Genomic DNA, 22,761 nt, shown 5'->3' with positions numbered 1-22,761 from the left:
GGGCAGTCCCCGAAGGAGCGCGCCGATGCCTGCCAGCCCGATCAAACTCTCGCATATCCTGACCGGTCCTGCGGCGGCCACTGATCTGCAAGGGGCGGATGAGGCACAGATCGTTGAAGCCCTGCGCGACGAGCGCCTGGCCTGGGTGCACCTAGATGGCACCCATCCCGAAGCGCAGGACTGGATCCGGCAGGAGTTGGACTATCTTGAACCGCAAGCGGTGGAGGCCCTGCTTGACCGAGATACGCGCCCGCGCACCACGGTGATCGGCGAGGGCATTTTGCTTATCCTGCGTGGGATCAACTTCAATGACGGGGAAGATCCCGAGGACATGGTGTCGGTCCGTATCTATGCCGATGCACGGCGGATCGTGACCATTGCGCGCAAGCGGGTCCGCGCGATCGAGCGGATGGATGATGCGATCAGGGCGGGGCGGGTGCCTGGTGATGCAGGGTTGTTCGTTGTGCGTCTGACCGAGGATATCGTCGAACGGATCGGCACGTTCCAGAGCGAGTTGGACGAACATGCTGAGGCGCTGGAGGATAAGGTCTACGGACAGGGCGGGGACCATTTGCGGCGCGATGTGCTGGATCTGCGGCTGCAGGTCATCGCGATCCGGCGCTATCTCGGGCCGCAACGCGATGCGCTGTTGAAGGCGGCGCAGTCGAATTGCCCCCTTGTGACATCCGAGGTCCGGCGGGAACTGGAAGAAGAAGCCGTGAAAATGACGCGGATTTCGGAAGATATGGACGAGCTCCGCGATCAGGCGCAGGTGCTGCGCGAAGAGCTTTCGACCCAGCTTTCGGATCGGGTGAACCGCAATACGTTCGTGCTGTCCGTGGTTTCGGTAATTTTCCTGCCGCTCGGGTTTCTGACGGGGCTTTTCGGGGTGAATATCGGCGGAATGCCGGGGTTGAATGACGATAATGCCTTCATGTGGCTTTGCCTGTGGTGCATCGGGCTGGTGCTGGTGCAGCTGGTCTTCATGTGGCGGCTGTTCACGCTGGGCCGTCAATAGGCGGGCCATCAATAGGAGGGAGGGTCGGCCGTTGCCCGTGGGGGCAACGGCGATTGGCTCAGGCGGCTTCGGCGCGACGGTGATGGGGGCCTTCCTCCACCTCTTCGATGATCTTTCCCACGAAAGCCTTCAGATCACCGGGGTTGCGCGAGGTGATCAGCCCCAGATCATTCACCACCTCCGCATCGCACCACTGCGCACCGGCATTGAGAAGGTCTGTCTTGATTGACGGGTAGGAGGTGACGTGGCGCCCCGCAACAACCCCCGCCTCGATCAGGAGCCAAGGTCCGTGACAGATGGCGGCGACGATTTTCTTGGCGTTAAAAAAGTTGCGGATCAGATTTACCGCCTCCGGCTTCGTTCGGAGAATATCGGGGTTGATCTGACCGCCCGGCAGCACAATCGCATCAAACTCTTCCAGTTTGACATCGCTGATCGCAAGATCGCTGGCAACGGTTTCGCCCCAATCCTTTTCGTCCCAACTGCGGATCGCGGCCCCGTCGGGCGAGGCCACCACCACCTGCGCGCCTGCCTCGCGGAGCGCATCCCGTGGAACCATCAGTTCGGACTTCTCGAACCCGTCCGTCGCGATGATAAGGATTTTGCTGTCGGTGATCTCGGGCATGGTCTATTCCTTTTGCGATGGGTGGGCCGTTTTGCAACGGGTGCTGCGCGGGCCCTGATTGCCGACCCAACGCAAGGGCGCGAGGCTTGTTCCGCTGGGCCTCACGCGCGATGGAGGTGGACGGCCCTTCGCGCCCCCCTTCCGGCCCGTGGCACGAAGGAGCCAAGAAAAAATACGGCAACGGGCCAGTACGGGTTGACAGAATCCTTTATCGGGCCTATTGGCGCAGCCTGATCTATCCATAAGATCTAAAGGTTCGAAGCAGGCACCACATACGGTGCTGTCTGCCTCTCAACCTTCACGCCATGCGAGAGGCATGACATATGAACGGTCAAAACATCCGCATCCGGCTGAAGGCGTTCGATTACCGCGTACTGGATGCCAGCACGCAGGAAATCGTTAACACCGCAAAGCGCACGGGTGCACAGGTTCGCGGCCCGATTCCGCTGCCGAACAAAGTTGAGAAATTCACGGTTCTCCGTGGTCCGCACATCGACAAGAAGTCGCGCGACCAGTGGGAAATCCGTACGCATAAGCGTATGCTCGACATCGTCGACCCGACCCCGCAAACCGTTGACGCACTGATGAAGCTCGACCTCGCCGCTGGCGTGGATGTCGAGATCAAGGTCTAAGGGAGAGTCACGATGCGGACTGGTGTTATCGCCAAGAAGCTGGGCATGACCCGGCTTTTCCTTGAAGACGGCAAGCAGGTTCCTGTTACCGTTCTTCAACTCGACAACCTGCAAGTCGTTGCTCAACGTACCACCGATCGCGATGGTTACGTTGCTGTGCAACTGGGTGCAGGCGACGCAAAAGCAAAGCGCGTAAGCGCAGCTGAGCGTGGTCACTTCGCGAAAGCTTCCGTTGCGCCCAAGCGCAAGGTTGCTGAATTCCGCGTATCCGAAGAAAACCTGATCGAAGTCGGTTCGGAAATCGCTGCAAACCACTACAATGAAGGCCAGTTCGTGGATATCGCGGGCACCTCCATCGGTAAAGGTTTTGCGGGTGCGATGAAGCGCCACAACTTCGGCGGTCTGCGTGCATCGCACGGTGTGTCGATTTCGCACCGTTCGCACGGTTCGACCGGTCAATGTCAGGATCCGGGTAAAGTCTTCAAAGGCAAGAAGATGGCTGGCCATCTTGGTGCCGTTCGTGTGACCACCCAGAACCTGCAAGTCGTTCGCACCGATGCAGAGCGCGGCCTGATCCTTGTTAAAGGTTCGGTTCCGGGTTCCAAAGGCGGTTGGGTCACGATCAAGGACGCGGTCAAGAAACCGCTGCCCGAGAACGTTCCGATGCCGGCGGCTCTGAAAGGCGCGGCTGCTCCTGCCGAAGAAGCTCCGGCAGAAGGGGGTGAAGCATGAAACTTGATGTGATCAAGCTCGACGCTGGCAAAGCTGGCGATATCGAACTGGCAGACGACATCTTCGGTCTCGAGCCGCGCGCAGACATTCTGCACCGCGTTGTTCGCTGGCAGCGTGCGAAAGCACAAGCCGGTACGCACTCGACGCTCGGCAAGTCGGACGTGTCCTACTCGACCAAGAAGATCTACCGCCAAAAAGGCACCGGTGGCGCACGTCACGGTTCCAAGAAGGCTCCGATCTTCCGTCACGGTGGTGTGTACAAGGGCCCGACCCCGCGTTCGCACGCGCACGATCTGACGAAGAAGTTCCGCGCTCTGGGTCTGAAGCATGCTCTGTCGTCCAAAGCGGCAACCGGCAATCTGGTGGTTCTCGAGGATATCAACCTCGGCGAATCGAAAACCAAAGCGCTGGCTAAAGCGGCTAAGGAACTGGGCTGGAAAAAGGTCCTGATCATCGACGGTGCTGACGTGAACGATAACTTCGCGAAAGCAGCTCGTAACATCGAAGGTATCGATGTTCTGCCGTCGATGGGCGCCAACGTTTATGACATCCTCAAGCGTGAGACCCTGGTCCTCACCAAAGCGGGCGTCGAAGCACTGGAGGCTCGCCTGAAATGAGCGCGAAACCCGAACATTACGACGTGATCGTCAAGCCGATCATCACCGAAAAAGCGACGCTGGCGTCGGAAAACGGTGCGGTTGTCTTCGAAGTCGCCAAAGACTCCTCGAAGCCCGAGATCAAGGCAGCGGTCGAGACCCTCTTCAATGTCAAGGTGAAAGCCGTCAACACGACGATCACCAAAGGCAAGAACAAGCGTTTCCGCGGTATCGCGGGCAAGCGCTCGGACGTGAAGAAGGCCTATGTGACCCTCGAAGAAGGCAACACGATCGACGTGACCACCGGTCTGTGATCTGTTGATCCTTATGACTTCGGAGAGCCCCTGCATTTGCGGGGGCTTTTCTTTGGGCGATAGGGCAGGGGGCTAGAGAATAGCGTCTTGCATCAAGGGCTTGGCTTGTGGCCTTAAATATAAGGTCACAAAGCGCCAAATGGGCCAATTCAGCAGTAGACGGATTGGCTTCTTTTTGGTAGCTACGCGCATCGCCGGAGGCTTCGGATTCGTCCGGGGCCGGTTGGCGTTGTTATCTGGGGACCTTAGGGGCCCTTCACATAAGGCGGTACAACCCGCCTTCAGCTAACGGAAGACAGAAAGCATGGCACTTAAGTCGTATAAACCGACTACGCCGGGCCAGCGTGGGCTGGTTCTGATCGACCGTTCGGAGCTTTGGAAAGGCCGTCCGGTCAAAGCCCTCACCGAGGGTTTGACGAAGACTGGTGGCCGGAACAACACCGGACGCGTCACGATGTGGCACAAGGGTGGTGGCGCGAAGCGTCTCTACCGTATCGTTGACTTCAAGCGTCGCAAATTTGACGTTCCGGCTATCGTCGAACGCATCGAATACGACCCGAACCGGACCGCGTTCATCGCGCTGATCCGCTACGAAGATGGCGAAGCCGCTTATATCCTCGCACCGCAACGTCTCGCTCTCGGCGATAAAGTTGTGTCGGGCGAGAAGGTCGATATCAAGCCGGGTAACGCAATGCCGTTCTCGGGTATGCCGATCGGTACCATCGTTCACAACATCGAACTGAAGCCGGGTAAAGGCGGTCAGATCGCACGCGCAGCTGGCACCTATGCCCAGTTCGTGGGTCGTGATGGTGGCTACGCTCAGATCCGTCTTTCCTCGGGCGAGCTGCGTCTTGTGCGTCAGGAATGCATGGCCACCATCGGTGCCGTGTCGAACCATGACCACTCGAACCAGAACCTCGGTAAAGCAGGTCGTAAGCGTCACATGGGCGTCCGCCCGACCGTTCGCGGCGTTGCAATGAACCCGATCGACCACCCGCATGGTGGTGGTGAAGGCCGGACCTCCGGTGGCCGTCACCCGGTTACCCCGTGGGGCAAGCCGACCAAGGGCAAACGCACCCGTACGAACAAGTCGACGGATAAATATATCCTGCGCTCGCGTCACGCGAAGAAGAAGGGTCGTTAAGATATGTCTCGTTCTGTTTGGAAAGGCCCCTTCGTCGATGCCTATCTGCTGAAAAAAGCAGAGAAAGCGCGCGAGTCGGGCAAAAGCGAAGTGATCAAGATCTGGTCGCGTCGCTCGACCATCCTGCCGCAATTCGTTGGCCTCACCTTCGGGGTCTACAATGGTCAGAAGCACATCCCGGTCGCTGTGACCGAGGAAATGATCGGTCAGAAGTTCGGTGAATATTCGCCGACCCGTACCTATTACGGTCACGCTGCTGACAAGAAAGCCAAGAGGAAGTAATCGTCATGGGTAAGGAAAAGAATCCGCGCCGCGTGGCGGATAACGAAGCAATGGCAAAATCGCGCATGCTTCGCACCTCGCCGCAGAAACTGAATCTCGTTGCAGCGATGATCCGCGGCAAGAAGGTCGACAAGGCTCTGGCCGATCTGACCTTCTCGAAGAAGCGTATCGCGATCGACGTGAAGAAGTGCCTGCAATCGGCTATCGCCAATGCGGAAAACAACCACGGTCTGGACGTTGACGAGCTGGTCGTCGCGGAAGCATGGGTTGGTAAGAACCTGGTCATGAAGCGCGGTCGCCCGCGTGCCCGTGGTCGCTTCGGCAAGATCATGAAGCCGTTTTCGGAGCTCACCATCAAGGTGCGTCAGGTTGAGGAGCAAGCATAATGGGTCATAAGGTAAATCCGATCGGTATGCGTCTCCAGGTCAACCGCACCTGGGACAGCCGCTGGTTCGCTGAAAGCAAGGATTTCGGTGATCTTCTTCTGGAAGACATCAAGATCCGCGAGTTCATCAAGGACGAAGCGAAACAAGCTGGCATCTCGCGCGTGATCATCGAGCGCCCGCACAAAAAGTGCCGTGTGACCATTCACGCAGCACGTCCGGGTGTGATCATCGGCAAAAAAGGCGCCGATATCGAAGCTCTGCGCAAGAAGCTTGCAAACTTCACCGACAGCGAACTTCACCTGAACATCGTTGAAGTCCGCAAGCCGGAAATCGACGCGCAACTGGCCGCAGAATCCATCTGCCAACAGCTCGAGCGTCGTGTGTCCTTCCGTCGTGCGATGAAGCGTACCGTTCAGAACGCGATGCGCATGGGTGCTCTTGGTATCCGTGTAAACGTTGCCGGCCGTCTGGGCGGTGCCGAGATCGCGCGTACCGAATGGTATCGTGAAGGTCGCGTTCCGCTGCACACGCTGCGTGCGGATATCGACTATGCACATTGCGAGGCAATGACCCCCTACGGGATCATCGGCGTCAAAGTGTGGATCTTCAAAGGCGAGATCATGGAACATGATCCGCAGGCACGTGAGCGCAAAGCTGCTGAAGCCCAAGAGGGTCCGGCACCGCGCGGTCCGCGCCGTGAGCGCGAGCGCTGAGGGGTATTAGACCATGTTGCAACCGAAACGGACGAAGTTCCGCAAACAGCACAAAGGCCGGATCCACGGTGAAGCCAAAGGCGGCACCGATCTGAACTTTGGTCACTTTGGTCTGAAGGCGATTGAGCCCGAGCGTGTTACTGCGCGCCAGATCGAAGCTGCCCGTCGTGCAATCAACCGTCACATGAAGCGCCAGGGCCGCGTTTGGATCCGGATCTTCCCGGATACCCCGGTCACCGCGAAACCGACCGAAGTCCGTATGGGTAAAGGTAAAGGTTCCGTGGATTTCTGGGCAGCGAAAGTGAAGCCCGGCCGCGTGATGTTCGAAATCGACGGCGTGAACGAGACCATCGCACGTGAGGCCCTGCGCCTTGGTGCTGCGAAGCTCCCGGTCGCGACCCGCATCGTCGAGCGTCAGGACTGGTAAGTCAGGTCCACCTAAATTGAAGCAAGGCGCGGGGGATTTCTCTCCCGCGCCTTGTTTTATTCCAACACCCCTTGCCAGATTGGCTCGATGATGGTAGTTGGCCGGTGTTCCTGGCAACAGGATCGACATAACCCACCAGAATCAGGGTCACCCCAAGCGTGTATACGCACCCAAGCGGGGCCCTCTGGTGCCATTTAAAGGACCAAAGGCATGAAAGCCCAAGAACTCAAGGCCAAGACGGCCGATGAGCTCCGTGACGAGCTTGTCGCGCTGAAAAAGGAAGCGTTTAACCTCCGCTTTCAGGCAGCCACCAACCAGCTGGAAAACACCGCTCGCATGCGCGCCGTCCGTCGTGACGTTGCTCGCGTGAAAACCGTGTTGACCCAAAAAGCTGCTGAAGCTGCTGCGAACTGAGGAATCTTCCCATGCCCAAACGTATCCTTCAAGGCGTCGTGACCTCGGACAAGAACGAACAGACGATCACCGTCTCTGTCGAGCGCCGTTTCACGCACCCCGTTCTGAAAAAGACCATTCGTAAATCCAAGAAGTATCGTGCGCATGACGCGAACAATGCTTTCAAGGTAGGTGACACTGTTCGTATCGAAGAGTGCGCGCCGATTTCGAAGACCAAGCGCTGGACGGTCGTCGTCGAAGCCTGATTTCCGCAAGGAATTCAGGCCCGGCGATAAACACCAGTTTATCGAAACCCTGGGGCGCCAACTGCATGGTCGTCTCCAAAGGTCGGGAGTAACCCTATGATCCAGATGCAGACCAATCTGGATGTTGCTGACAATTCCGGTGCTCGGAAAGTTCAGTGCATCAAGGTTCTGGGTGGTTCGCACCGTCGCTATGCGTCGGTCGGCGACATTATCGTCGTCTCCGTCAAGGAAGCCATTCCGCGTGGCCGTGTGAAAAAAGGGGACGTGCGTAAAGCCGTCGTCGTTCGCACCGCCAAAGAAGTTCGTCGTGAAGATGGCACCGCCATCCGTTTCGACTCGAACGCAGCAGTTATCCTGAACAACAACGGCGAGCCCGTTGGTACCCGTATCTTCGGACCGGTTGTTCGCGAACTGCGCGCCAAGAACTTCATGAAAATCATCTCGCTTGCTCCGGAGGTGCTGTAATGGCTGCTAAACTCCGCAAAGGTGATAAGGTTGTTGTTCTGTCCGGTAAGGACAAAGGCAAACAGGGTGAGATCACCTCGGTTATGCCGGCTTCGAACAAAGCCGTGGTCGATGGCGTGAACGTCGCGATCCGTCACACGCGCCAAACCCAAACGAGCCAAGGTGGCCGTCAGCCGAAGGCAATGCCGATCGACCTGTCGAACCTCGCTCTGCTGGATGCAAACGGTAAAGCAACCCGCGTCGGCTTCCGCATGGAAGACGGCAAAAAGGTTCGTTTCGCCAAGACCACGGGGGACGTTATCTGATGCTCGACCTCGCAACTTACACTCCGCGCCTGAAAGGCGAGTACGAATCCAAGATCCGTGCTGCCATGAAGGAAGAGTTCGGTCTGAAAAACGACATGATGATCCCGAAGATCGAAAAGATCGTGATCAACATGGGCGTTGGCGAAGCCACGAAAGACACCAAAAAAGTCAAGCAAGCCGCTGAAGAGCTGACGCTCATCGCCGGTCAGAAGGCTGTCATGACGAAAGCGAAGAAGTCCATTGCAGGCTTCCGCGTTCGTGAAGAGATGCCGCTTGGCTGCAAGGTGACCCTGCGCGGCACCCGTATGTACGAATTCCTCGACCGCCTGATCAACGTGGCACTGCCGCGCGTCCGCGACTTCCGCGGCGTGAAGCCGTCCTTCGATGGTCGTGGTAACTTCGCAATGGGTCTCAAAGAACAGATCGTGTTCCCCGAGATCGATTTCGACAAAGTCGACGAAGTTCTGGGTATGGACATCATCATCGTGACCACGACCAATGATGACGCGCAGGCGAAGTCGCTTCTGAAGCACTTCAACATGCCGTTCTCGGCCTGATCGCGAGGAGAGTGAACAATGGCTAAGAAATCCATGGTTGCGCGCGAAGTGAAGCGTGAGCGTCTTGTTAAACAATACGCCGCGAAACGCGCCGCACTGAAAGAAGTCATCGCCGATCAGGATCGTCCGATGGAAGAGCGCTTCAAAGCTTCCCTGAAGCTGGCAGAACTGCCGCGCAACTCCTCGGCTGTCCGCTTGCACAACCGTTGCCAGCTGACCGGTCGTCCCCACGCTTACTACCGTAAGCTCAAAGTCTCGCGTATCAAGCTGCGTGACCTGGCCTCCTTCGGTCAGATCCCCGGCATGGTCAAGTCGAGCTGGTAAGGAGGTCTCGTATGTCTATGAACGATCCTCTCGGCGATATGCTGACCCGCATCCGCAACGCGCAAATGCGCGGCAAGTCCACCGTCAAAACCCCCGCGTCGAAACTGCGCGCATGGGTTCTGGATGTGCTTGCAGCGGAAGGCTACATCCGCGGCTACGAGTCGACCACCGACTCGCGCGGTCTGCCTGAAATCACCATCAGCCTGAAATACTACGAAGGCACCCCGGTCATCCGCGAACTCAAGCGCGTTTCGACCCCGGGCCGTCGTGTGTACATGGCTGCGAAAGACGTCCCGTCGGTCCGTCAGGGCCTCGGCGTTTCCATCGTCTCCACGTCCAAGGGCGTGATGTCGGATGCAGATGCTCGCAACGCCAATGTTGGCGGCGAAGTCCTCTGCACCGTCTTCTAAGGAGGTAGCCGATGTCTCGTATTGGTAAGAAGGCAGTGGAACTTCCGAGCGGTGTGACCGCTTCGGTGTCCGGCCAGACCATCGAAGTGAAAGGCCCGAAAGGGACCCGTCACTTCACCGCCACCGACGATGTCAGCCTTTCGGTTGAAGGTTCTTCGGTTTCCGTGACCCCGCGTGGCCTGTCCAAGCGTGCGCGTCAGCAGTGGGGTATGGCCCGCTCGATGATCGCGAACCTTGTGACCGGCGTCACCGTTGGCTTCAAGAAAGAGCTCGAAATTCAGGGTGTGGGTTACCGCGCCACGATGCAGGGCAACACTCTGAAGCTGGCACTGGGCTATTCGCATGATGTGGACTTCGCTGTTCCGGCTGGTGTGACCATCACCTCGCCGAAAAACACCGAGATCGTCATCGAAGGCATCGACCAACAGCTCGTTGGTCAGGTTGCTGCGAATATCCGCGAGTGGCGTGCGCCCGAGCCCTATAAAGGCAAAGGCATCCGCTACAAGGGTGAGTATGTCTTCCGTAAGGAAGGCAAGAAGAAGTAAGGGGCGCGAAAATGGCGAACAAGAAAAGAGAACTGTTCCTGAAGCGCCGCCTGCGCGTGCGGAACAAACTGCGCAAAATGGCCAATGGCCGTGCGCGTCTGTCGGTTCACCGCTCGTCGAAAAACATCAGCGTCCAGCTGATCGACGATCTGAACGGTGTGACCCTTGCAGCGGCTTCGACCCTCGAGAAGGATCTGGGCCTCGTTGGCAAAAACAACGTGGAAGCAGCGACCAAGATCGGTGCAACCATCGCGGAACGTGCCAAGGCTGCAGGCGTCGAAGAGTGCTATTTCGACCGTGGCGGTTTCCTGTTCCACGGGAAAATCAAGGCACTGGCCGATGCAGCTCGCGAAGGCGGTCTGAAGTTCTGATCTTCTCTGCCTTCGGGCAGGGTGATCGAAATCTTGCGAAGGGCGCCGCAATGCGCCCTTCGATTTTAGAGCAGGGGGCAACCCCTCGATGATCCAGGGATGCAAATCCACTTGGATTGGGAAAAGGACTTCGGTCCATATCAGGAGATGTTTTCATGGCAGAACGTGAAAACCGCCGGGATCGCCGCGAGCGCGAAGAGACCCCGGAATTCGCAGATCGTCTTGTCGCGATCAACCGCGTGTCGAAAACCGTCAAAGGCGGTAAACGTTTCGGCTTCGCAGCACTCGTCGTCGTTGGCGACCAGCGCGGCCGCGTCGGTTTCGGCAAAGGCAAAGCGAAAGAGGTGCCGGAGGCAATCCGTAAGGCGACCGAGCAAGCAAAGCGCAACATGTTCCGTGTTCCGCTGCGTGATGCGCGTACCCTGCACCACGATATCGAAGGCCGTCACGGCGCTGGCCGCGTGATCATGCGCACCGCACCTGCCGGTACCGGTATCATCGCGGGTGGTCCGATGCGTGCCGTCTTCGAAATGCTGGGCGTTCAGGACGTGGTTGCCAAGTCGACCGGTTCGCAGAACCCCTACAACATGATCCGTGCGACGCTTGATGCGCTTCGTCAGGAACAAAGCCCCCGTAACGTCGCGGCTCGCCGTGGCAAGAAAGTGGCTGACATCCTGAAGAAGCCGGAAGCTGAATCGGCTGACGCGTAAGGAGATCAGGACATGGCTACTATCGTTGTGAAACAAATCGGTTCGCCGATCCGCCGTCCCGCTTCTCAGCGCGCTACGCTGAAAGGCCTCGGTCTGAACAAGATGAACCGCACCCGCGAGCTCGAAGACACCCCCGCCGTCCGCGGCATGGTGAACTCGATCCCGCACCTCGTTGCGATCATCGAAGAAAAAGCCTGATTTTATTCAGATTTTTTGACAAAGCGCCCCGGCATCGTCCGGGGCGTTTTTGTACCTGTCTCCCTTTTCAGAGGTATGAAGATGGATATGAAAGACCAGAAGGCCGAGACCTTCCAGATTTTCGCCGAGATTGCCAAGATGGATGCTGTGCCCGCCGAAGGCGTCGTGGCGTTCCAGTTTGTCATGGATGATGACGGGGCGAATTGGGACGACCTGTCCGATGCGGCCGAGGCCCTTGGGTATGGCGTCGAGTTCTACGAGGCGCAGGATGACGAGGATGAGGCCGTGGCCGAGATCACGACGCCGGTTATCACGCTGGATGCCGAGACCCTCTGGGCACATGAGGAAAAGCTGACGCTTCTGGCGTCGATTCATGGTTTCGCGCCGGATGGCTGGGCCTTTTCGGGACGCTGACAGATGAGGGCATTCCTTACCGGTTTGGCGGCGGCAGTTCTGCTTGGTGGCTGTATGGCATCGCAGGCACCCGAGACCTACACACGCGACACCTATGCGGTCAGCGCGGTGCCCGCGTGGTCGTCCTCGCCTGCGTCGGCGGTGCCTGCGTCGGCGGTGCCTGTCTCGGCGGTGCCTGTCTTGGCGGCCGGTGCGGTGCATCGGCTGAGTGTCTCCAAAGGGTCGAGCCCGCTTTGGGATCAGGACGCGGTGATGGAGCGGCAGATTGCGCGAAGGGCTACAAAGAGCTGTGGCTCTGCGGGCTATCGCGAAATCGGTCGCGTGCTGGCCAGTGTCTACCAGATCGGGGGCGGGACCCAGTTCAATTATGACGTGACAATTCAGTGTCGCACGTGATGCAAAGCGGTTGCTTGCAGGGCAGGGCCTCTGCTATAGCGACCCGTGGCTCCTTCGGGGGCCTCGAATCAATTGCGTAAGCAAAACAAGAAATGCCGAGTCTGGCCCAGCTACGCTTCTGGGGTCATGTCCGGCGAGAGGAGAAGCGATATGAAACTTCACGAACTCCGCGATAACGCGGGCGCAGCCCAGAAGAAAAAACGCGTTGCACGCGGTCCGGGCTCCGGCAAAGGTAAAACCGCTGGTCGCGGTATCAAAGGTCAGAAGTCGCGTTCGGGCGTTGCACTGAACGGCTACGAGGGTGGCCAAATGCCGCTCTACCGTCGTCTGCCGAAGCGTGGCTTCACCAAGCCGAACGCCAAGCATTTCGCGGTTGTGAACCTCGGCCTGATCGAGAAATTCATCGAAGCGGGCAAGATCGATGCGAAAGCAGAGATCAATGAAGACGTGCTGGTTGCTTCGGGTCTCGTGCGTCGTAAACTGGACGGCGTGCGCGTTCTGGCAAAAGGCGAAGTCAAATCCGCTCTGACCCTGAACGTCACCGGTGCTTCGAAATCGGCTGTTGAGGCTGTCGAAAAAGCAGGCGGTAAACTCACCGTTGCGGCTGCCGCTGCCGAGTAAGGCTGAATAAGCTGTTGTGAGCGGGCGCGTGCCCGCTTACATAGGCATAGGTTTTCTGGCGCCGCCGATCGGGAACCCGGTCTGGCGGCGCTGACATGAAAGAGACAGGCATATGGCATCTGCTGCAGAGCAAATGGCGGCGAACCTCTCTTGGGGCGCCCTGGGCAAGGCCACCGAGCTTCGCCAACGGATTTTCTTCACCATCGGTCTGCTGATCATCTACCGGTTGGGGACCTATATCCCTGTGCCGGGGATCGACGCACAGGCCCTGCGCGACTTTATGGAGAACGCAGGCTCGGGTCTCGGGGGCATCCTGTCGATGTTCACCGGCGGTGCGCTTGGCCGCATGGGTATTTTTGCTCTGGGCATCATGCCGTATATCTCGGCCTCCATCATCGTTCAGCTGCTGGCCGCTATGGTTCCGGCGCTGGAGCAGATGAAGAAAGAGGGCGAACAGGGCCGCAAGAAGATCAACCAGATCACCCGCTATGGCACCGTGGCCCTTGCGACCTTCCAGGCCTTCGGTCTGGCAAAATCGCTGGAAGCCGGTGGGTTGGCGCATGATCCGGGCATGTATTTCCAAGCGGCTGTGGTGATCACGCTGGTTGGCGGCACCATGTTCCTGATGTGGGTCGGCGAACAGATCACGTCGCGCGGTATCGGTAACGGCATCTCGCTGATCATCTTCGTCGGCATCGTGGCCGAGATTCCTGCGCATTTCGCCAGCTTCCTTGCGCAAGGCCGTGCGGGGGCGATCTCGCTTCCGGCAACCATTGCCGTGATCGTCATGATCATTGCGGTCATCGGCTTCGTGGTCTTCATGGAACGCGCTCTGCGCAAGATCCACATCCAATATCCGCGCCGTCAGGTGGGGATGAAAATCTATGATGGCGGCTCGTCGCACCTGCCGATCAAGGTGAACCCCGCAGGTGTTATCCCTGCAATCTTCGCCTCGTCGCTTCTGCTGCTGCCGACCACCATTGCGACATTCTCGGGCGGGAATACCGGCCCCGTGATGTCGACCATTCTGGCTTATTTCGGGCCGGGTCAGCCGCTTTATCTGCTGTTCTACGTGGCGATGATCGTGTTCTTCGCATATTTCTACACGGCGAACGTTTCTTTCAAATCGGATGAAGTCGCGGACAATCTCAAGAACCAAGGCGGTTTTATTCCGGGCATCCGTCCCGGCAAGAAAACCGAAGATTACCTTGATTACGTGGTTTCGCGTGTGCTGGTGATCGGTTCGGCATATCTGGCGGCGGTCTGCCTGCTGCCGGAAATCCTCCGCTCTTCGCTTTCGATCCCGTTCTATTTTGGCGGCACCTCGGTTCTGATCATCGTTTCTGTGACGATGGACACGATCAATCAGGTGCAGTCGCATCTTCTTGCGCACCAATACGAAGGTCTGATCGAAAAATCTCAACTTCGTGGTAAGCGCAAGAAGTCCGGTCGTAAGGCCCCCGCGCGCCGCTGAAAGGAAAGACATCATGACCAATATCATCTTGCTTGGCCCGCCCGGGGCCGGCAAAGGCACCCAGGCAGGTAAGCTTGTCGCAGATCGCGGGATGGTCCAGCTGTCCACTGGCGATATGCTGCGCGAGGCCAAGACCTCCGGCACCGAGATGGGCAACAAGGTTGCCGAGGTGATGGATCGTGGCGAGCTGGTCACCGATGATATCGTGATCGGCCTGATCGAAGAGAAGCTGTCCTCGGATGAGGGCAACGGGTTCATCTTCGACGGCTTCCCGCGCACGTTGGGGCAGGCGGATGCGCTGAACGCGCTTCTGGCGCGTATGGGGCAGAAGCTGGATGCCGTGATCGAGCTGGTTGTCGATGATGCCGTTCTGGTGAACCGCATTGTCGGGCGCGCGGAAGAGGCCCGTGCGGCAGGTCAGCCGGTCCGTAAGGATGACAACGCCGAAGTCTTCGGCGACCGCCTGCGCGAGTATTACAAAAAGACCTCGCCGCTGATCGGTTATTATTATCACGCGGGCGATCTGTTCCGCGTTGATGGTCTGGCTGAAATAGGCACGGTCTCGGCGCAGATCGCGGCGATCCTTGATCAGCAAGAATAATGCATAGAGAGGCTTGACCTGAAGGAGGATACCTCGTAGGTGCAAGTCTCTCTTATGAGAATCAATTTTTCGATGGGTCAGTCGGTCTGTCGGAATCAGGGTCCGGAACATGAGGTTTCGGGCCATCTGTTGTGAAAAAAGGTTCTGGTACTACGGAACCGCAACGTGAAGGAAGAACGCTTTGGCACGTATTGCTGGCGTCAACATTCCGACCGGGAAACGCGTCCCGATCGCATTGACCTACATCACCGGTATCGGCAACGACACCGCCCGTAAAATCTGCGAAGCCGTCAACATCGACGTGACCCGTCGTGTGAACGAGCTGTCGGATGCGGAAGTCCTTTCGATCCGCGAATATATCGACGCAAACCTCACCGTTGAAGGTGACCTGCGCCGTGAAGTTCAAATGAACGTCAAACGTCTGATGGACCTGGGCTGCTACCGCGGTCTGCGTCACCGCCGGAACCTGCCGGTTCGCGGTCAGCGTACCCATACCAATGCTCGTACCCGTAAGGGCCCGGCAAAAGCCATCGCTGGCAAGAAGAAGTAAGGGGAGGCTTGACACATGGCACGTGATAAGGTCCGCACGAAGCGTAAAGAGCGCAAGAACATCGCCGCTGGTGTTGTTCATGTGAACTCGTCGTTCAACAACACCAAGATCCTGATCTCTGACGTTCAGGGCAACGCCATCTCGTGGTCGTCCTCGGGCACCATGGGCTTCAAGGGTTCGCGTAAATCGACCCCCTACGCCGCTCAGATGGCTGCAGAAGATGCTGCACGCAAAGCACAAGAGCACGGTCTGCGCACCGTAGACGTCGAAGTTCAAGGCCCCGGTTCGGGTCGTGAATCGGCTCTGCGCGCACTGGCTGCTGTCGGTCTGGCTGTCACCTCGATCCGTGACGTCACCCCGATCGCGCATAACGGCTGCCGTCCGCCGAAGCGCCGCCGCGTCTGATTTTTGAATTCCGGTTGGGCCGTGTGGGATTTCCCGCGCGGCCCAATCGTGTCCGCATTCTATCCTCGGGCGTTCCCTGCTTAGGACATGGGCTGGGAACAGGTATGGAGGCACTGCATGATCCACAAGAATTGGGCCGAGCTGATCAAGCCGACGCAGCTGGAAGTAAAACCGGGTAACGATCCGGAGCGTCAGGCTTCGCTCGTTGCAGAACCGCTTGAGCGTGGTTTTGGTCTCACCCTGGGGAACGCGCTGCGCCGCGTTCTGCTGTCCTCGCTGCAAGGCGCGGCCATCACCAGCGTACAAATCGACAATGTGCTCCACGAGTTCTCCAGCGTGGCCGGTGTGCGTGAAGACGTCACCGACATCGTGCTGAACCTCAAGGGCGTGTCGCTGCGTATGGATGTCGAAGGCCCCAAACGCGTGTCGATCTCGGCCAAAGGTCCGGGCGTTGTGACCGCTGGCGACATCTCCGAGACCGCAGGCATCGAAGTTCTGAACAAAGAGCATGTCATCTGCCACCTTGATGATGGTGCCGACCTGTTCATGGAGCTGACCGTCAATACCGGCAAAGGCTATGTCGCTGCCGATAAGAACCGTCCGGAAGACGCGCCCATCGGTCTGATCCCGATCGACGCGATCTATTCGCCGGTGAAAAAGGTCGCCTACGAAGTCACCCCGACCCGTGAAGGTCAGGTGCTGGACTATGACAAGCTGACCATGAAGATCGAAACCGATGGCTCGATCACGCCGGAAGACGCCGTGGCTTTTGCTGCGCGTATCCTGCAGGACCAGCTGTCGATCTTCGTCAACTTCGAAGAGCCCGAATCGGCGTCGAAGCAGGACGCGGAAGACGGTCTGGAGTTCAACCCGCTCCTTCTCAAGAAGGTCGACGAGCTGGAACTGTCGGTCCGTTCGGCAAACTGCCTCAAGAACGACAATATCGTCTATATCGGCGACCTCATCCAGAAAACCGAAGCCGAGATGCTCCGCACCCCGAACTTCGGCCGCAAGTCGCTGAACGAGATCAAGGAAGTGCTTTCGGGCATGGGGCTGCATCTCGGGATGGAAGTCGAAGACTGGCCGCCGGAAAATATCGAAGATCTGGCCAAGCGTTTCGAAGATCAGTTCTGATCTTCCGCTTACAGGCTTGACGGATAGGGGGGCGTGGGCTACACGCCCCCCATTCAATGCCAGCACAGGCTGGGAATATCGGGCTCCGCCCCAACTGAGGCACCGGCACGCATCGGTCGCCCTGACAAAGCAAAACGCAATTACGGAGAATTCACATGCGTCACGCTCGCGGTTACCGCCGTCTCAACCGTACCCATGAACACCGCAAGGCGCTGTTCTCGAACATGGCTGGCTCGCTCATCGAGCACGAGCAAATCAAAACCACCCTGCCGAAAGCAAAAGAGCTTCGTCCGGTGATCGAAAAGCTGATCACGCTGGCAAAGCGCGGCGACCTGCACGCACGTCGTCAGGCAGCAGCCCAGCTGAAGCAGGACAAAGACGTGGCCAAACTCTTCGAAGTTCTCGGCCCGCGTTTCAAAGACCGTCAAGGTGGCTATGTTCGCGTTCTGAAAGCCGGCTTCCGTTATGGCGATATGGCTCCGATGGCGATCATCGAGTTCGTCGAGCGCGATTCCTCGGCAAAAGGTGCTGCAGACCGTGCGCGCCTCGAAGCTGAAGAAGCAGCGGCAGAATAATCGGACCTTTCGGTCTGATAAGATCAAACCCCGCCCGTTTGGGCGGGGTTTTTCAATGGTTTATTTAAGATTTTAGTGGAAAGCTGAAATAGGGGGCGCCGCAACTGGTGAAGTGGCGCATTATTTGGTGCGCTGTTTGATTTCTTGGCAGACCGGTAGGCCTTTGGCTTGGGCTGGCTGCTTCTTTTAGTTAAACGTTAGGCTGCCATGTCTTTTGATTCTAAAACGCAAGGTCTGCTTGATGAGCTCAACGAGCTCGCGCCAGCCGGATTTATGGTTGGTTTGCACGTCCGTTTTGCGCAGGCACGCATTTATCATACGAGTTATGATCCCAAATGGATCCAGCTTTACAACGAGCGGTCCTATTATCTGCGCGATCCCGTGGTCTTCTGGGGGATTTCCCATACGGGGCGGGTCCGCTGGAGCGAGATCCGGTTTCCCGATCCTTTCGGCATCTTCGAGCAGGCGCGCCGTTTCGGGCTGAATTACGGTGCGGTTGCGGGGGTCGGGCCGATGTCGTCGCGTTCGATCGTCGGGATTTCGCATACCGCGCGTGAATTTACCGATGACGAGCTGGCCACGCTAGAGCGCATCACCCATATCCTGCACGAGCATCACGAGGAAAGTCTTTCGCTGACCGATGCGCAGGCAGAGGCGCTGCGCCTTCTGGCCGCGGGGGACCGGCATACAGCGGCGGCGGCGCGTCTGGGCATTACCGAAAGCGCGTTCAAGGCGCGGCTCAAATCGGCGCGTATCCGGTTGAGTGCCCGCACCACGTCAGAGGCGATCCGCAAGGCGCGTGAACACCGCCTGATCTAGGGGGTCCTTTTGGCGCGTAGCTTGGCGAACCAGTCGATCCGTTTGCGCATCTCGCGTTCGAACCCGCGGTCGGGCGGGTCGTAAAGCTGCGTTCGCGGGACGTTGTCGGGGAAGTAGTTCTGGCCGGAGAACCCGTCTTCGGCATCATGGTCATAGGCATAGCCCTCGCCATAGCCTTGCTCTTTCATCAGGCTGGTCGGCGCATTGAGGATATGTTTCGGCGGCGGGGCCGACCCCGTCTGCTTGGCCAGCGCCCGCGCCCCTTTATAGGCCACATAGCCCGCATTGGATTTCGGGGCCAAGGCCAGATAGATCACTGTCTGCGCCAGCGCCAATTCGCCTTCAGGCGAACCGATACGCTCGTAGATTTCCCATGCATGCAGCGCGTGGCTTTGCGCCTGTGGGTCGGCCAGCCCGATATCTTCCACCGCCATGCGCACGAACCGCCGCGCCAGATAGCGCGGGTCTTCGCCGCCCTCCAGCATCCGCGCATACCAGTAGAGCGCGGCGTCAGGGTCGGAGCCGCGCACCGATTTATGCAGCGCCGAGATCAGGTTGTAATGCTCGTCTCCCGTCTTGTCATATTGGGCCGCGCGGCGTTGCAGGCGTTGGGCCAGCTCTTTGGCATCCATCGGCTGGCTGGTGCGGATGGCGGCCACCTGTTCGACAAGGTTCAGCATCGCGCGCCCGTCGCCATCGGCCATAGCCACCAGCGTGGCACGCGCCTCCTCGGTCAGGGGCAGGGGCGTCCCGCGGGCGGCTTCGGCGCGGGTCAGCAGCTCGCCCAACGCGGCTGCATCCAGCCGGTGCAGCACCATCACCTGCGCGCGGGACAGAAGGGCGCGGTTCAGCTCGAAGCTGGGGTTCTCGGTGGTCGCTCCCACCAGCACGATGGTGCCATCCTCCATATGCGGCAGGAAGCCGTCCTGCTGGGCCTTGTTGAAGCGGTGGATCTCGTCCACGAATAGCAGCGTGCCCTGACCCGCGCGCTGGCGGGTCTTGGCGGCGTCAAACACCTTGCGCAATTCGGGCACACCCGAAAAGATCGCGCTGATCTGGACGAAGTGGCGGTCGGAGGCATCCGCCAGCAGCCGCGCGATGGTTGTCTTGCCCACCCCCGGCGGCCCCCAGAGGATCATCGAGGACAGTTTGCCAGTGGCCAGCATCCGCCCCAGAGGCGCATCGGGGGCAAGAATATGCGTCTGGCCGATCACCTCGCTCAGGTCTTTCGGGCGCAGGCTATCCGCCAAAGGCCGGTCGCGCGATTCGCTGGCGCGGGCGGGCGGCGTGGAGGCGGGCATCTCGGGGCTATTGTCGAACAGATCACTCATATCGGCACAGTAATCCCGATATTGCACGAGATGAATACGGGATTTGCGGTGCATTGACGGTTTGAATATGGCACAAGCGCGCAGGCAAGGCGCGGGCCGACCGGTTGACATCGGCCCGTATGCGGGGTTTGAGCGCCCACGACAGGAGACGCGGATGTTGATGACGGTAGTACAAGTGGCGCTGGGTGGCGCGATCGGGGCATCGGGGCGCTATCTGTCCGGCGTGGCGATCTTGCGGCTGATCGGGCCGCAACAGATCCCGTTGGGGGTGATCTTCGTCAATATCGTCGGTTCGTTTCTGATGGGCGCGCTGATCACCTTTCTGGGGCAGAAGGAACTGACCCACTGGAACGCCTTTCTAGCGACCGGTATTCTGGGCGGGTTCACCACCTTCTCCTCTTTCTCGCTGGAGACCTGGACGCTGATCGAGCGCGGAGAGACCGGTCTGGCGGGTGTCTATGTCGCGATTTCGCTGATCGCGTCTCTTCTTGGATTGATTTTTGGAGTGCATGTAATGCGCTGGGTGCTGGCATGAGCAAGGTTCAAAACATCAAAGTCGACGCGGATGGGGCAGAGATGCGGCTGGACCGCTTTCTCAAGAAGCGCTTCCCGCAGATCACACAGATCATGGTCGAAAAGCTCTGCCGCAAGGGGCAGATCCGCGTGGATGGCGGGCGGGTGAAACCGGCCCATCGTCTGGAAGAAGGGCAAGAGGTGCGCGTGCCGCCGCTGCCCGAGGAACGTCCCGAGCCGAAGATCGATGGCGCCGCGCGCGGGCCAATCACGCCCGAGCAGGAGAAGATGATCCAGTCCTGTGTGATCTGGAAAGACGAGCATATCATCGCTCTCAACAAGCCGCCGGGGCTGCCGTCGCAGGGTGGCTCGGGGCAGGGGCATGTCCATGTGGACGGCCTCGCTGAGGCGCTGATGTTTGGCTACAAGGAGCGCCCCAAGCTGGTGCACCGTCTGGATAAGGATACCTCGGGGGTGCTGCTGCTGGCGCGCACCGATCGCGTGGCGCGCCGCCTGTCCGAGGCCTTCCGCCGCAAGACCACCCGCAAGATCTACTGGGCTGCTGTGGCCGGTGCGCCGCAGCCGAAATTCGGCACCATCCGCTATGGTCTGGAAAAGCAGGGCGGGCACGGGCCGCATGGTGCGGGCGAGAAGATGATCTGCGTGCATCCGGCCAAGATGAACGAACATCCCGAGGCCAAGCGCGCCACCACCGATTATTTCACGCTGCATATCCTTGGGCAGCGCCTGTCATGGGTCGCGCTGGTGCCGATCACGGGGCGCACCCACCAGTTGCGTGCGCATATGGCCGAGCTGGGCAACCCGATCGTGGGGGATGGCAAATATGGCGGCTCGGGGCAGGACAATATGGGCGATGGCTGGGGGGCGCAGCTGGGCGGCGAAGTGTCGCGCAAACTGCATCTGCATGCCCGCCAGATCAGTTTCGACCACCCCATCACCGGCAAGCGCATCACCCTTCAGGCACCTCTGCCCGAGCATATGAAGCGGACATGGAAGCTCTTGGACTGGCACGAGAATGACGTGCCCGCCGATCCCTTCGAGGATATGATGTGATGCTGGCCATTTTCGACGTCGATGGCACGATATCGGACAGTCAGCACCATATCACCCATGCGATGGCGATGGGGTTCGAAGCCGTTGGGCTGACGCCGCTGCCGACATCCGAAGTGCTGTCGATCGTCGGGCTGTCCCTGCCCGAGGCGCTGGTGCGGCTGTTGCCCGAGGCCTCGCAGGAGATCCGCGATGCGGTGGTTGCGGGCTATAAAGCCAGTTACAAATCCGCCCGTGCCGCCAGTCCGGCCCCGCTTTATCCGGGCGCGCGGGAGCTGCTGGACCGTCTCCACCGGCGCGAGGATACCGTTCTGGCTGTGGCCACCGGAAAGTCGCGTCGCGGGTTGCGGGCGCTGGTGGAATATCACGGGCTGGAGACGCATTTCCAGTCGCTGCAATGCGCCGATGACCACCCGTCGAAGCCGCATCCCTCGATGGTCGAGGCGGCATTGCTCGAGACGGGGATGAGGGCGGATCAGGCGGTGATGATCGGCGATACCAGCTATGACATCCAGATGGGGCGGGCAGCGGGCGTCCGGACCATCGGTGTGTCCTGGGGCTATCATCCTGTCGAGGCGCTGCGCGAGGTGGGGGCCGACCGTATCGTTAGGGATTTTGACGAGCTTGAGGAGCTTCTGGGCAATATGGCGGAGGCGCAAAAATGAGCACCTGGACTGCGAAACGTTTCTGGAAAGAGACCACCGTTACGGCGCAGGATAACGGCTTCGGCGTGGCGCTGGATGGGCGTGCGGTGAAAACCCCCGCCAAGGCACCGTTTACCGTGCCAAGCCGCGCATTGGCGCAGGCGATCGCTGCGGAATGGGAGGCGCAGGAGGGCGAGATCCGGCCCGAAACCATGCCGCTGACCCGTGCTGCCAATGCCGCAATCGACAAGGTTGCCAGCCAGCATGCCGAAGTTGCGGCCTATATCGCCGAATATGGCGGCACCGATCTGCTGTGTTATCGTGCGACGACGCCCGCCGTTCTGGCCGAGCGTCAGGCGCAGGGCTGGGACCCGCTTCTGGCATGGGCCAAAGACCGTTTCGGGGTCGTGCTGAACGTGACACAGGGGCTTTTGCCGGTGGCGCAACCGGAGGCGGATCTTCAGGTTCTGCGTGCCCATGTGGCGGCTCTGACGCCTTTCCAGCTTTCGGCGCTGCATGATCTGGTCGGAATCACGGGGTCGTTGATTCTCGGGCTGGCAGTCATCGAGGGCCATCTGCAGGCAGAATCTGCCTTCACGCTTTCGCGGATCGACGAAAGCTTTCAGGCCGAAGAGTGGGGGCAGGACGAAGAGGCCCATCTTGCAGATATGGTCAAAAAACAGGCGCTACTGGATGCCGAGCGGTTTTGGCTTTTATTACATGGTAAATAAGCCTGTCTAAATGGCTAGGTTTTCGATTTCTTCCTGAGCATTTGCCTATTCGCTGAGCGATTTTCTTGG

At 59.1% G+C, this 22,761-nt stretch carries 37 protein-coding genes; 35 read left to right on the top strand and 2 right to left on the bottom strand.

The genetic code is table 11. The annotated features are described in order from the left end of the window. Positions 1-25: 25 nt before the first annotated feature. On the top strand, positions 26-1,018 hold the full coding sequence (locus AC2ISB_RS10180; protein ID WP_339108091.1) for a zinc transporter ZntB: 993 nt from the start codon (positions 26-28) through the stop codon (positions 1,016-1,018). Positions 1,019-1,076: 58 nt separating this feature from the next. On the opposite strand, the gene AC2ISB_RS10175 is transcribed toward AC2ISB_RS10180, so the two are convergent. After that, on the bottom strand, positions 1,077-1,643 hold the full coding sequence (locus AC2ISB_RS10175) for a type 1 glutamine amidotransferase domain-containing protein (RefSeq protein WP_486574911.1): 567 nt from the start codon (positions 1,641-1,643) through the stop codon (positions 1,077-1,079). Positions 1,644-1,966: 323 nt separating this feature from the next. Between AC2ISB_RS10175 and rpsJ the strand changes: the two genes are divergently transcribed. From rpsJ to AC2ISB_RS10025, 30 genes are all read left to right on the top strand, one after another. Continuing rightward, positions 1,967-2,275, top strand: coding sequence for a 30S ribosomal protein S10 (gene rpsJ, locus AC2ISB_RS10170; RefSeq protein WP_339108089.1), 309 nt, complete (start codon positions 1,967-1,969; stop codon positions 2,273-2,275). A 12-nt stretch (positions 2,276-2,287) separates the two neighbouring features. Next, on the top strand, positions 2,288-3,007 hold the full coding sequence (rplC, locus tag AC2ISB_RS10165; protein ID WP_339108088.1) for a 50S ribosomal protein L3: 720 nt from the start codon (positions 2,288-2,290) through the stop codon (positions 3,005-3,007). After that, positions 3,004-3,624, top strand: coding sequence for a 50S ribosomal protein L4 (rplD, locus tag AC2ISB_RS10160; RefSeq protein WP_339108087.1), 621 nt, complete (start codon positions 3,004-3,006; stop codon positions 3,622-3,624). Before rplC ends, rplD begins: the two co-directional genes overlap by 4 nt. Next, positions 3,621-3,917: a 50S ribosomal protein L23 gene (locus AC2ISB_RS10155; RefSeq protein WP_339108086.1), complete on the top strand. Its 297-nt coding sequence runs from the start codon at positions 3,621-3,623 to the stop codon at positions 3,915-3,917. Before rplD ends, AC2ISB_RS10155 begins: the two co-directional genes overlap by 4 nt. A 304-nt stretch (positions 3,918-4,221) precedes the next feature. Then, a complete protein-coding gene (gene rplB, locus AC2ISB_RS10150; protein ID WP_339108085.1) occupies positions 4,222-5,061 on the top strand; it encodes a 50S ribosomal protein L2 in 840 nt (279 codons plus the stop codon). 3 nt (positions 5,062-5,064) lie between these two features. After that, positions 5,065-5,343: a 30S ribosomal protein S19 gene (gene rpsS, locus AC2ISB_RS10145; RefSeq protein ID WP_339108084.1), complete on the top strand. Its 279-nt coding sequence runs from the start codon at positions 5,065-5,067 to the stop codon at positions 5,341-5,343. A 5-nt stretch (positions 5,344-5,348) separates the two neighbouring features. After that, positions 5,349-5,729: a 50S ribosomal protein L22 gene (rplV, locus tag AC2ISB_RS10140; RefSeq protein WP_339108083.1), complete on the top strand. Its 381-nt coding sequence runs from the start codon at positions 5,349-5,351 to the stop codon at positions 5,727-5,729. Continuing rightward, positions 5,729-6,442, top strand: a complete 714-nt coding sequence (gene rpsC / locus AC2ISB_RS10135; RefSeq protein ID WP_339108082.1) for a 30S ribosomal protein S3 — start codon at positions 5,729-5,731, stop codon at positions 6,440-6,442. Before rplV ends, rpsC begins: the two co-directional genes overlap by 1 nt. A 13-nt stretch (positions 6,443-6,455) precedes the next feature. Further along, the gene (gene rplP, locus AC2ISB_RS10130; RefSeq protein WP_339108081.1) at positions 6,456-6,869 is read left to right on the top strand and encodes a 50S ribosomal protein L16; all 414 of its coding nucleotides are present in this window, start codon (positions 6,456-6,458) and stop codon (positions 6,867-6,869) included. A gap of 210 nt (positions 6,870-7,079) precedes the next feature. After that, positions 7,080-7,283 carry a 50S ribosomal protein L29 gene (rpmC, locus tag AC2ISB_RS10125; protein ID WP_339108080.1) on the top strand — a complete coding sequence of 68 codons (204 nt, stop codon included), beginning with the start codon at positions 7,080-7,082 and terminating at the stop codon, positions 7,281-7,283. 11 nt (positions 7,284-7,294) lie between these two features. Then, on the top strand, positions 7,295-7,528 hold the full coding sequence (gene rpsQ / locus AC2ISB_RS10120; protein WP_339108079.1) for a 30S ribosomal protein S17: 234 nt from the start codon (positions 7,295-7,297) through the stop codon (positions 7,526-7,528). 96 nt (positions 7,529-7,624) lie between these two features. Further along, complete coding sequence (gene rplN / locus AC2ISB_RS10115; protein WP_339108078.1) at positions 7,625-7,993, top strand: 50S ribosomal protein L14; 369 nt, start codon at positions 7,625-7,627, stop codon at positions 7,991-7,993. Then, the gene (gene rplX / locus AC2ISB_RS10110; RefSeq protein WP_339108077.1) at positions 7,993-8,298 is read left to right on the top strand and encodes a 50S ribosomal protein L24; all 306 of its coding nucleotides are present in this window, start codon (positions 7,993-7,995) and stop codon (positions 8,296-8,298) included. Before rplN ends, rplX begins: the two co-directional genes overlap by 1 nt. After that, positions 8,298-8,855 (top strand): 50S ribosomal protein L5, encoded by a 558-nt coding sequence (gene rplE / locus AC2ISB_RS10105; RefSeq protein ID WP_339108076.1) that lies wholly within the window; start codon positions 8,298-8,300, stop codon positions 8,853-8,855. The genes rplX and rplE overlap by 1 nt, the downstream gene beginning before the upstream one ends. An 18-nt stretch (positions 8,856-8,873) precedes the next feature. Beyond that, on the top strand, positions 8,874-9,179 hold the full coding sequence (gene rpsN / locus AC2ISB_RS10100) for a 30S ribosomal protein S14 (RefSeq protein ID WP_339108075.1): 306 nt from the start codon (positions 8,874-8,876) through the stop codon (positions 9,177-9,179). Between the two features lie 11 nt (positions 9,180-9,190). Beyond that, on the top strand, positions 9,191-9,589 hold the full coding sequence (rpsH, locus tag AC2ISB_RS10095; RefSeq protein WP_339108074.1) for a 30S ribosomal protein S8: 399 nt from the start codon (positions 9,191-9,193) through the stop codon (positions 9,587-9,589). Between the two features lie 11 nt (positions 9,590-9,600). Next, the gene (gene rplF / locus AC2ISB_RS10090) at positions 9,601-10,134 is read left to right on the top strand and encodes a 50S ribosomal protein L6 (protein WP_339108073.1); all 534 of its coding nucleotides are present in this window, start codon (positions 9,601-9,603) and stop codon (positions 10,132-10,134) included. Positions 10,135-10,145: 11 nt separating this feature from the next. After that, positions 10,146-10,505: a 50S ribosomal protein L18 gene (rplR, locus tag AC2ISB_RS10085; protein WP_339108072.1), complete on the top strand. Its 360-nt coding sequence runs from the start codon at positions 10,146-10,148 to the stop codon at positions 10,503-10,505. A gap of 155 nt (positions 10,506-10,660) precedes the next feature. Continuing rightward, positions 10,661-11,215: a 30S ribosomal protein S5 gene (rpsE, locus tag AC2ISB_RS10080; RefSeq protein WP_339108071.1), complete on the top strand. Its 555-nt coding sequence runs from the start codon at positions 10,661-10,663 to the stop codon at positions 11,213-11,215. Between the two features lie 12 nt (positions 11,216-11,227). Beyond that, the gene (rpmD, locus tag AC2ISB_RS10075) at positions 11,228-11,413 is read left to right on the top strand and encodes a 50S ribosomal protein L30 (protein ID WP_339108070.1); all 186 of its coding nucleotides are present in this window, start codon (positions 11,228-11,230) and stop codon (positions 11,411-11,413) included. A gap of 87 nt (positions 11,414-11,500) precedes the next feature. Continuing rightward, positions 11,501-11,827: a ribonuclease E inhibitor RraB gene (locus AC2ISB_RS10070; protein WP_339108069.1), complete on the top strand. Its 327-nt coding sequence runs from the start codon at positions 11,501-11,503 to the stop codon at positions 11,825-11,827. A gap of 3 nt (positions 11,828-11,830) precedes the next feature. Further along, entirely contained in the window at positions 11,831-12,223 is a 393-nt protein-coding gene (locus tag AC2ISB_RS10065; RefSeq protein ID WP_486574907.1) for a hypothetical protein, read from the top strand. Positions 12,224-12,373: 150 nt separating this feature from the next. Continuing rightward, entirely contained in the window at positions 12,374-12,844 is a 471-nt protein-coding gene (gene rplO, locus AC2ISB_RS10060) for a 50S ribosomal protein L15 (protein ID WP_339108067.1), read from the top strand. Positions 12,845-12,956: 112 nt separating this feature from the next. Further along, on the top strand, positions 12,957-14,318 hold the full coding sequence (gene secY, locus AC2ISB_RS10055) for a preprotein translocase subunit SecY (RefSeq protein ID WP_339108066.1): 1,362 nt from the start codon (positions 12,957-12,959) through the stop codon (positions 14,316-14,318). Between the two features lie 13 nt (positions 14,319-14,331). Then, positions 14,332-14,919 (top strand): adenylate kinase, encoded by a 588-nt coding sequence (locus AC2ISB_RS10050; RefSeq protein WP_339108065.1) that lies wholly within the window; start codon positions 14,332-14,334, stop codon positions 14,917-14,919. 181 nt (positions 14,920-15,100) lie between these two features. Then, positions 15,101-15,469 (top strand): 30S ribosomal protein S13, encoded by a 369-nt coding sequence (rpsM, locus tag AC2ISB_RS10045; RefSeq protein ID WP_339108064.1) that lies wholly within the window; start codon positions 15,101-15,103, stop codon positions 15,467-15,469. A 15-nt stretch (positions 15,470-15,484) separates the two neighbouring features. Further along, positions 15,485-15,874, top strand: a complete 390-nt coding sequence (rpsK, locus tag AC2ISB_RS10040) for a 30S ribosomal protein S11 (protein ID WP_339108063.1) — start codon at positions 15,485-15,487, stop codon at positions 15,872-15,874. A gap of 117 nt (positions 15,875-15,991) precedes the next feature. After that, positions 15,992-17,008 carry a DNA-directed RNA polymerase subunit alpha gene (locus AC2ISB_RS10035; RefSeq protein WP_339108062.1) on the top strand — a complete coding sequence of 339 codons (1,017 nt, stop codon included), beginning with the start codon at positions 15,992-15,994 and terminating at the stop codon, positions 17,006-17,008. Between the two features lie 155 nt (positions 17,009-17,163). Then, positions 17,164-17,583 (top strand): 50S ribosomal protein L17, encoded by a 420-nt coding sequence (gene rplQ / locus AC2ISB_RS10030; protein WP_339108061.1) that lies wholly within the window; start codon positions 17,164-17,166, stop codon positions 17,581-17,583. Positions 17,584-17,790: 207 nt separating this feature from the next. Further along, positions 17,791-18,402 (top strand): autoinducer binding domain-containing protein, encoded by a 612-nt coding sequence (locus AC2ISB_RS10025; RefSeq protein ID WP_486574906.1) that lies wholly within the window; start codon positions 17,791-17,793, stop codon positions 18,400-18,402. Here the strand turns inward: AC2ISB_RS10025 and AC2ISB_RS10020 are convergent. Further along, positions 18,399-19,733, bottom strand: coding sequence for a replication-associated recombination protein A (locus tag AC2ISB_RS10020; protein ID WP_406736105.1), 1,335 nt, complete (start codon positions 19,731-19,733; stop codon positions 18,399-18,401). The genes AC2ISB_RS10025 and AC2ISB_RS10020 overlap by 4 nt on opposite strands. 160 nt (positions 19,734-19,893) lie before the next feature. Between AC2ISB_RS10020 and crcB the strand changes: the two genes are divergently transcribed. From crcB to AC2ISB_RS10000, 4 genes are read left to right on the top strand one after another with little or no spacing between them, the layout of a single operon-like run. After that, positions 19,894-20,268: a fluoride efflux transporter CrcB gene (gene crcB / locus AC2ISB_RS10015; protein ID WP_339108059.1), complete on the top strand. Its 375-nt coding sequence runs from the start codon at positions 19,894-19,896 to the stop codon at positions 20,266-20,268. After that, positions 20,265-21,320, top strand: a complete 1,056-nt coding sequence (locus AC2ISB_RS10010; RefSeq protein WP_339108058.1) for an RluA family pseudouridine synthase — start codon at positions 20,265-20,267, stop codon at positions 21,318-21,320. The genes crcB and AC2ISB_RS10010 overlap by 4 nt, the downstream gene beginning before the upstream one ends. Further along, complete coding sequence (locus tag AC2ISB_RS10005) at positions 21,320-21,982, top strand: HAD-IA family hydrolase (RefSeq protein WP_486574905.1); 663 nt, start codon at positions 21,320-21,322, stop codon at positions 21,980-21,982. Before AC2ISB_RS10010 ends, AC2ISB_RS10005 begins: the two co-directional genes overlap by 1 nt. After that, positions 21,979-22,692, top strand: a complete 714-nt coding sequence (locus AC2ISB_RS10000) for an ATP12 family chaperone protein (protein ID WP_486574904.1) — start codon at positions 21,979-21,981, stop codon at positions 22,690-22,692. Before AC2ISB_RS10005 ends, AC2ISB_RS10000 begins: the two co-directional genes overlap by 4 nt. The last annotated feature ends 69 nt before the right edge of the window (positions 22,693-22,761 follow it).

The sequence above is a fragment of the Thioclava sp. NS-SX20 genome, assembly GCF_057380695.1.
This window is presented reverse-complemented; position numbering and strand designations above follow the sequence as displayed.

Coding starts and splice junctions, on each gene's coding strand:
- rpmD (WP_339108070.1), top strand. CDS start 11,228: ATGGCTACTATCGTTGTGAAACAAATCGGTTCGCCGATCCGCCGTCCC.
- rplE (WP_339108076.1), top strand. CDS start 8,298: ATGCTCGACCTCGCAACTTACACTCCGCGCCTGAAAGGCGAGTACGAA.
- AC2ISB_RS10175 (WP_486574911.1), bottom strand. CDS start 1,643: ATGCCCGAGATCACCGACAGCAAAATCCTTATCATCGCGACGGACGGG.
- rpsC (WP_339108082.1), top strand. CDS start 5,729: ATGGGTCATAAGGTAAATCCGATCGGTATGCGTCTCCAGGTCAACCGC.
- rpsJ (WP_339108089.1), top strand. CDS start 1,967: ATGAACGGTCAAAACATCCGCATCCGGCTGAAGGCGTTCGATTACCGC.
- rpmC (WP_339108080.1), top strand. CDS start 7,080: ATGAAAGCCCAAGAACTCAAGGCCAAGACGGCCGATGAGCTCCGTGAC.
- secY (WP_339108066.1), top strand. CDS start 12,957: ATGGCATCTGCTGCAGAGCAAATGGCGGCGAACCTCTCTTGGGGCGCC.
- rpsE (WP_339108071.1), top strand. CDS start 10,661: ATGGCAGAACGTGAAAACCGCCGGGATCGCCGCGAGCGCGAAGAGACC.
- rpsQ (WP_339108079.1), top strand. CDS start 7,295: ATGCCCAAACGTATCCTTCAAGGCGTCGTGACCTCGGACAAGAACGAA.
- rplX (WP_339108077.1), top strand. CDS start 7,993: ATGGCTGCTAAACTCCGCAAAGGTGATAAGGTTGTTGTTCTGTCCGGT.
- AC2ISB_RS10180 (WP_339108091.1), top strand. CDS start 26: ATGCCTGCCAGCCCGATCAAACTCTCGCATATCCTGACCGGTCCTGCG.
- rplC (WP_339108088.1), top strand. CDS start 2,288: ATGCGGACTGGTGTTATCGCCAAGAAGCTGGGCATGACCCGGCTTTTC.
- rpsK (WP_339108063.1), top strand. CDS start 15,485: ATGGCACGTGATAAGGTCCGCACGAAGCGTAAAGAGCGCAAGAACATC.
- AC2ISB_RS10010 (WP_339108058.1), top strand. CDS start 20,265: ATGAGCAAGGTTCAAAACATCAAAGTCGACGCGGATGGGGCAGAGATG.
- rplN (WP_339108078.1), top strand. CDS start 7,625: ATGATCCAGATGCAGACCAATCTGGATGTTGCTGACAATTCCGGTGCT.
- AC2ISB_RS10065 (WP_486574907.1), top strand. CDS start 11,831: ATGAGGGCATTCCTTACCGGTTTGGCGGCGGCAGTTCTGCTTGGTGGC.
- AC2ISB_RS10000 (WP_486574904.1), top strand. CDS start 21,979: ATGAGCACCTGGACTGCGAAACGTTTCTGGAAAGAGACCACCGTTACG.
- AC2ISB_RS10020 (WP_406736105.1), bottom strand. CDS start 19,733: ATGAGTGATCTGTTCGACAATAGCCCCGAGATGCCCGCCTCCACGCCG.
- rplV (WP_339108083.1), top strand. CDS start 5,349: ATGGGTAAGGAAAAGAATCCGCGCCGCGTGGCGGATAACGAAGCAATG.
- rplO (WP_339108067.1), top strand. CDS start 12,374: ATGAAACTTCACGAACTCCGCGATAACGCGGGCGCAGCCCAGAAGAAA.
- rpsS (WP_339108084.1), top strand. CDS start 5,065: ATGTCTCGTTCTGTTTGGAAAGGCCCCTTCGTCGATGCCTATCTGCTG.
- AC2ISB_RS10155 (WP_339108086.1), top strand. CDS start 3,621: ATGAGCGCGAAACCCGAACATTACGACGTGATCGTCAAGCCGATCATC.
- rpsN (WP_339108075.1), top strand. CDS start 8,874: ATGGCTAAGAAATCCATGGTTGCGCGCGAAGTGAAGCGTGAGCGTCTT.
- rpsH (WP_339108074.1), top strand. CDS start 9,191: ATGTCTATGAACGATCCTCTCGGCGATATGCTGACCCGCATCCGCAAC.
- rplQ (WP_339108061.1), top strand. CDS start 17,164: ATGCGTCACGCTCGCGGTTACCGCCGTCTCAACCGTACCCATGAACAC.
- AC2ISB_RS10005 (WP_486574905.1), top strand. CDS start 21,320: ATGCTGGCCATTTTCGACGTCGATGGCACGATATCGGACAGTCAGCAC.
- rplR (WP_339108072.1), top strand. CDS start 10,146: ATGGCGAACAAGAAAAGAGAACTGTTCCTGAAGCGCCGCCTGCGCGTG.
- AC2ISB_RS10050 (WP_339108065.1), top strand. CDS start 14,332: ATGACCAATATCATCTTGCTTGGCCCGCCCGGGGCCGGCAAAGGCACC.
- rplP (WP_339108081.1), top strand. CDS start 6,456: ATGTTGCAACCGAAACGGACGAAGTTCCGCAAACAGCACAAAGGCCGG.
- AC2ISB_RS10070 (WP_339108069.1), top strand. CDS start 11,501: ATGAAAGACCAGAAGGCCGAGACCTTCCAGATTTTCGCCGAGATTGCC.
- crcB (WP_339108059.1), top strand. CDS start 19,894: ATGACGGTAGTACAAGTGGCGCTGGGTGGCGCGATCGGGGCATCGGGG.
- rplD (WP_339108087.1), top strand. CDS start 3,004: ATGAAACTTGATGTGATCAAGCTCGACGCTGGCAAAGCTGGCGATATC.
- rplB (WP_339108085.1), top strand. CDS start 4,222: ATGGCACTTAAGTCGTATAAACCGACTACGCCGGGCCAGCGTGGGCTG.
- AC2ISB_RS10025 (WP_486574906.1), top strand. CDS start 17,791: ATGTCTTTTGATTCTAAAACGCAAGGTCTGCTTGATGAGCTCAACGAG.
- AC2ISB_RS10035 (WP_339108062.1), top strand. CDS start 15,992: ATGATCCACAAGAATTGGGCCGAGCTGATCAAGCCGACGCAGCTGGAA.
- rplF (WP_339108073.1), top strand. CDS start 9,601: ATGTCTCGTATTGGTAAGAAGGCAGTGGAACTTCCGAGCGGTGTGACC.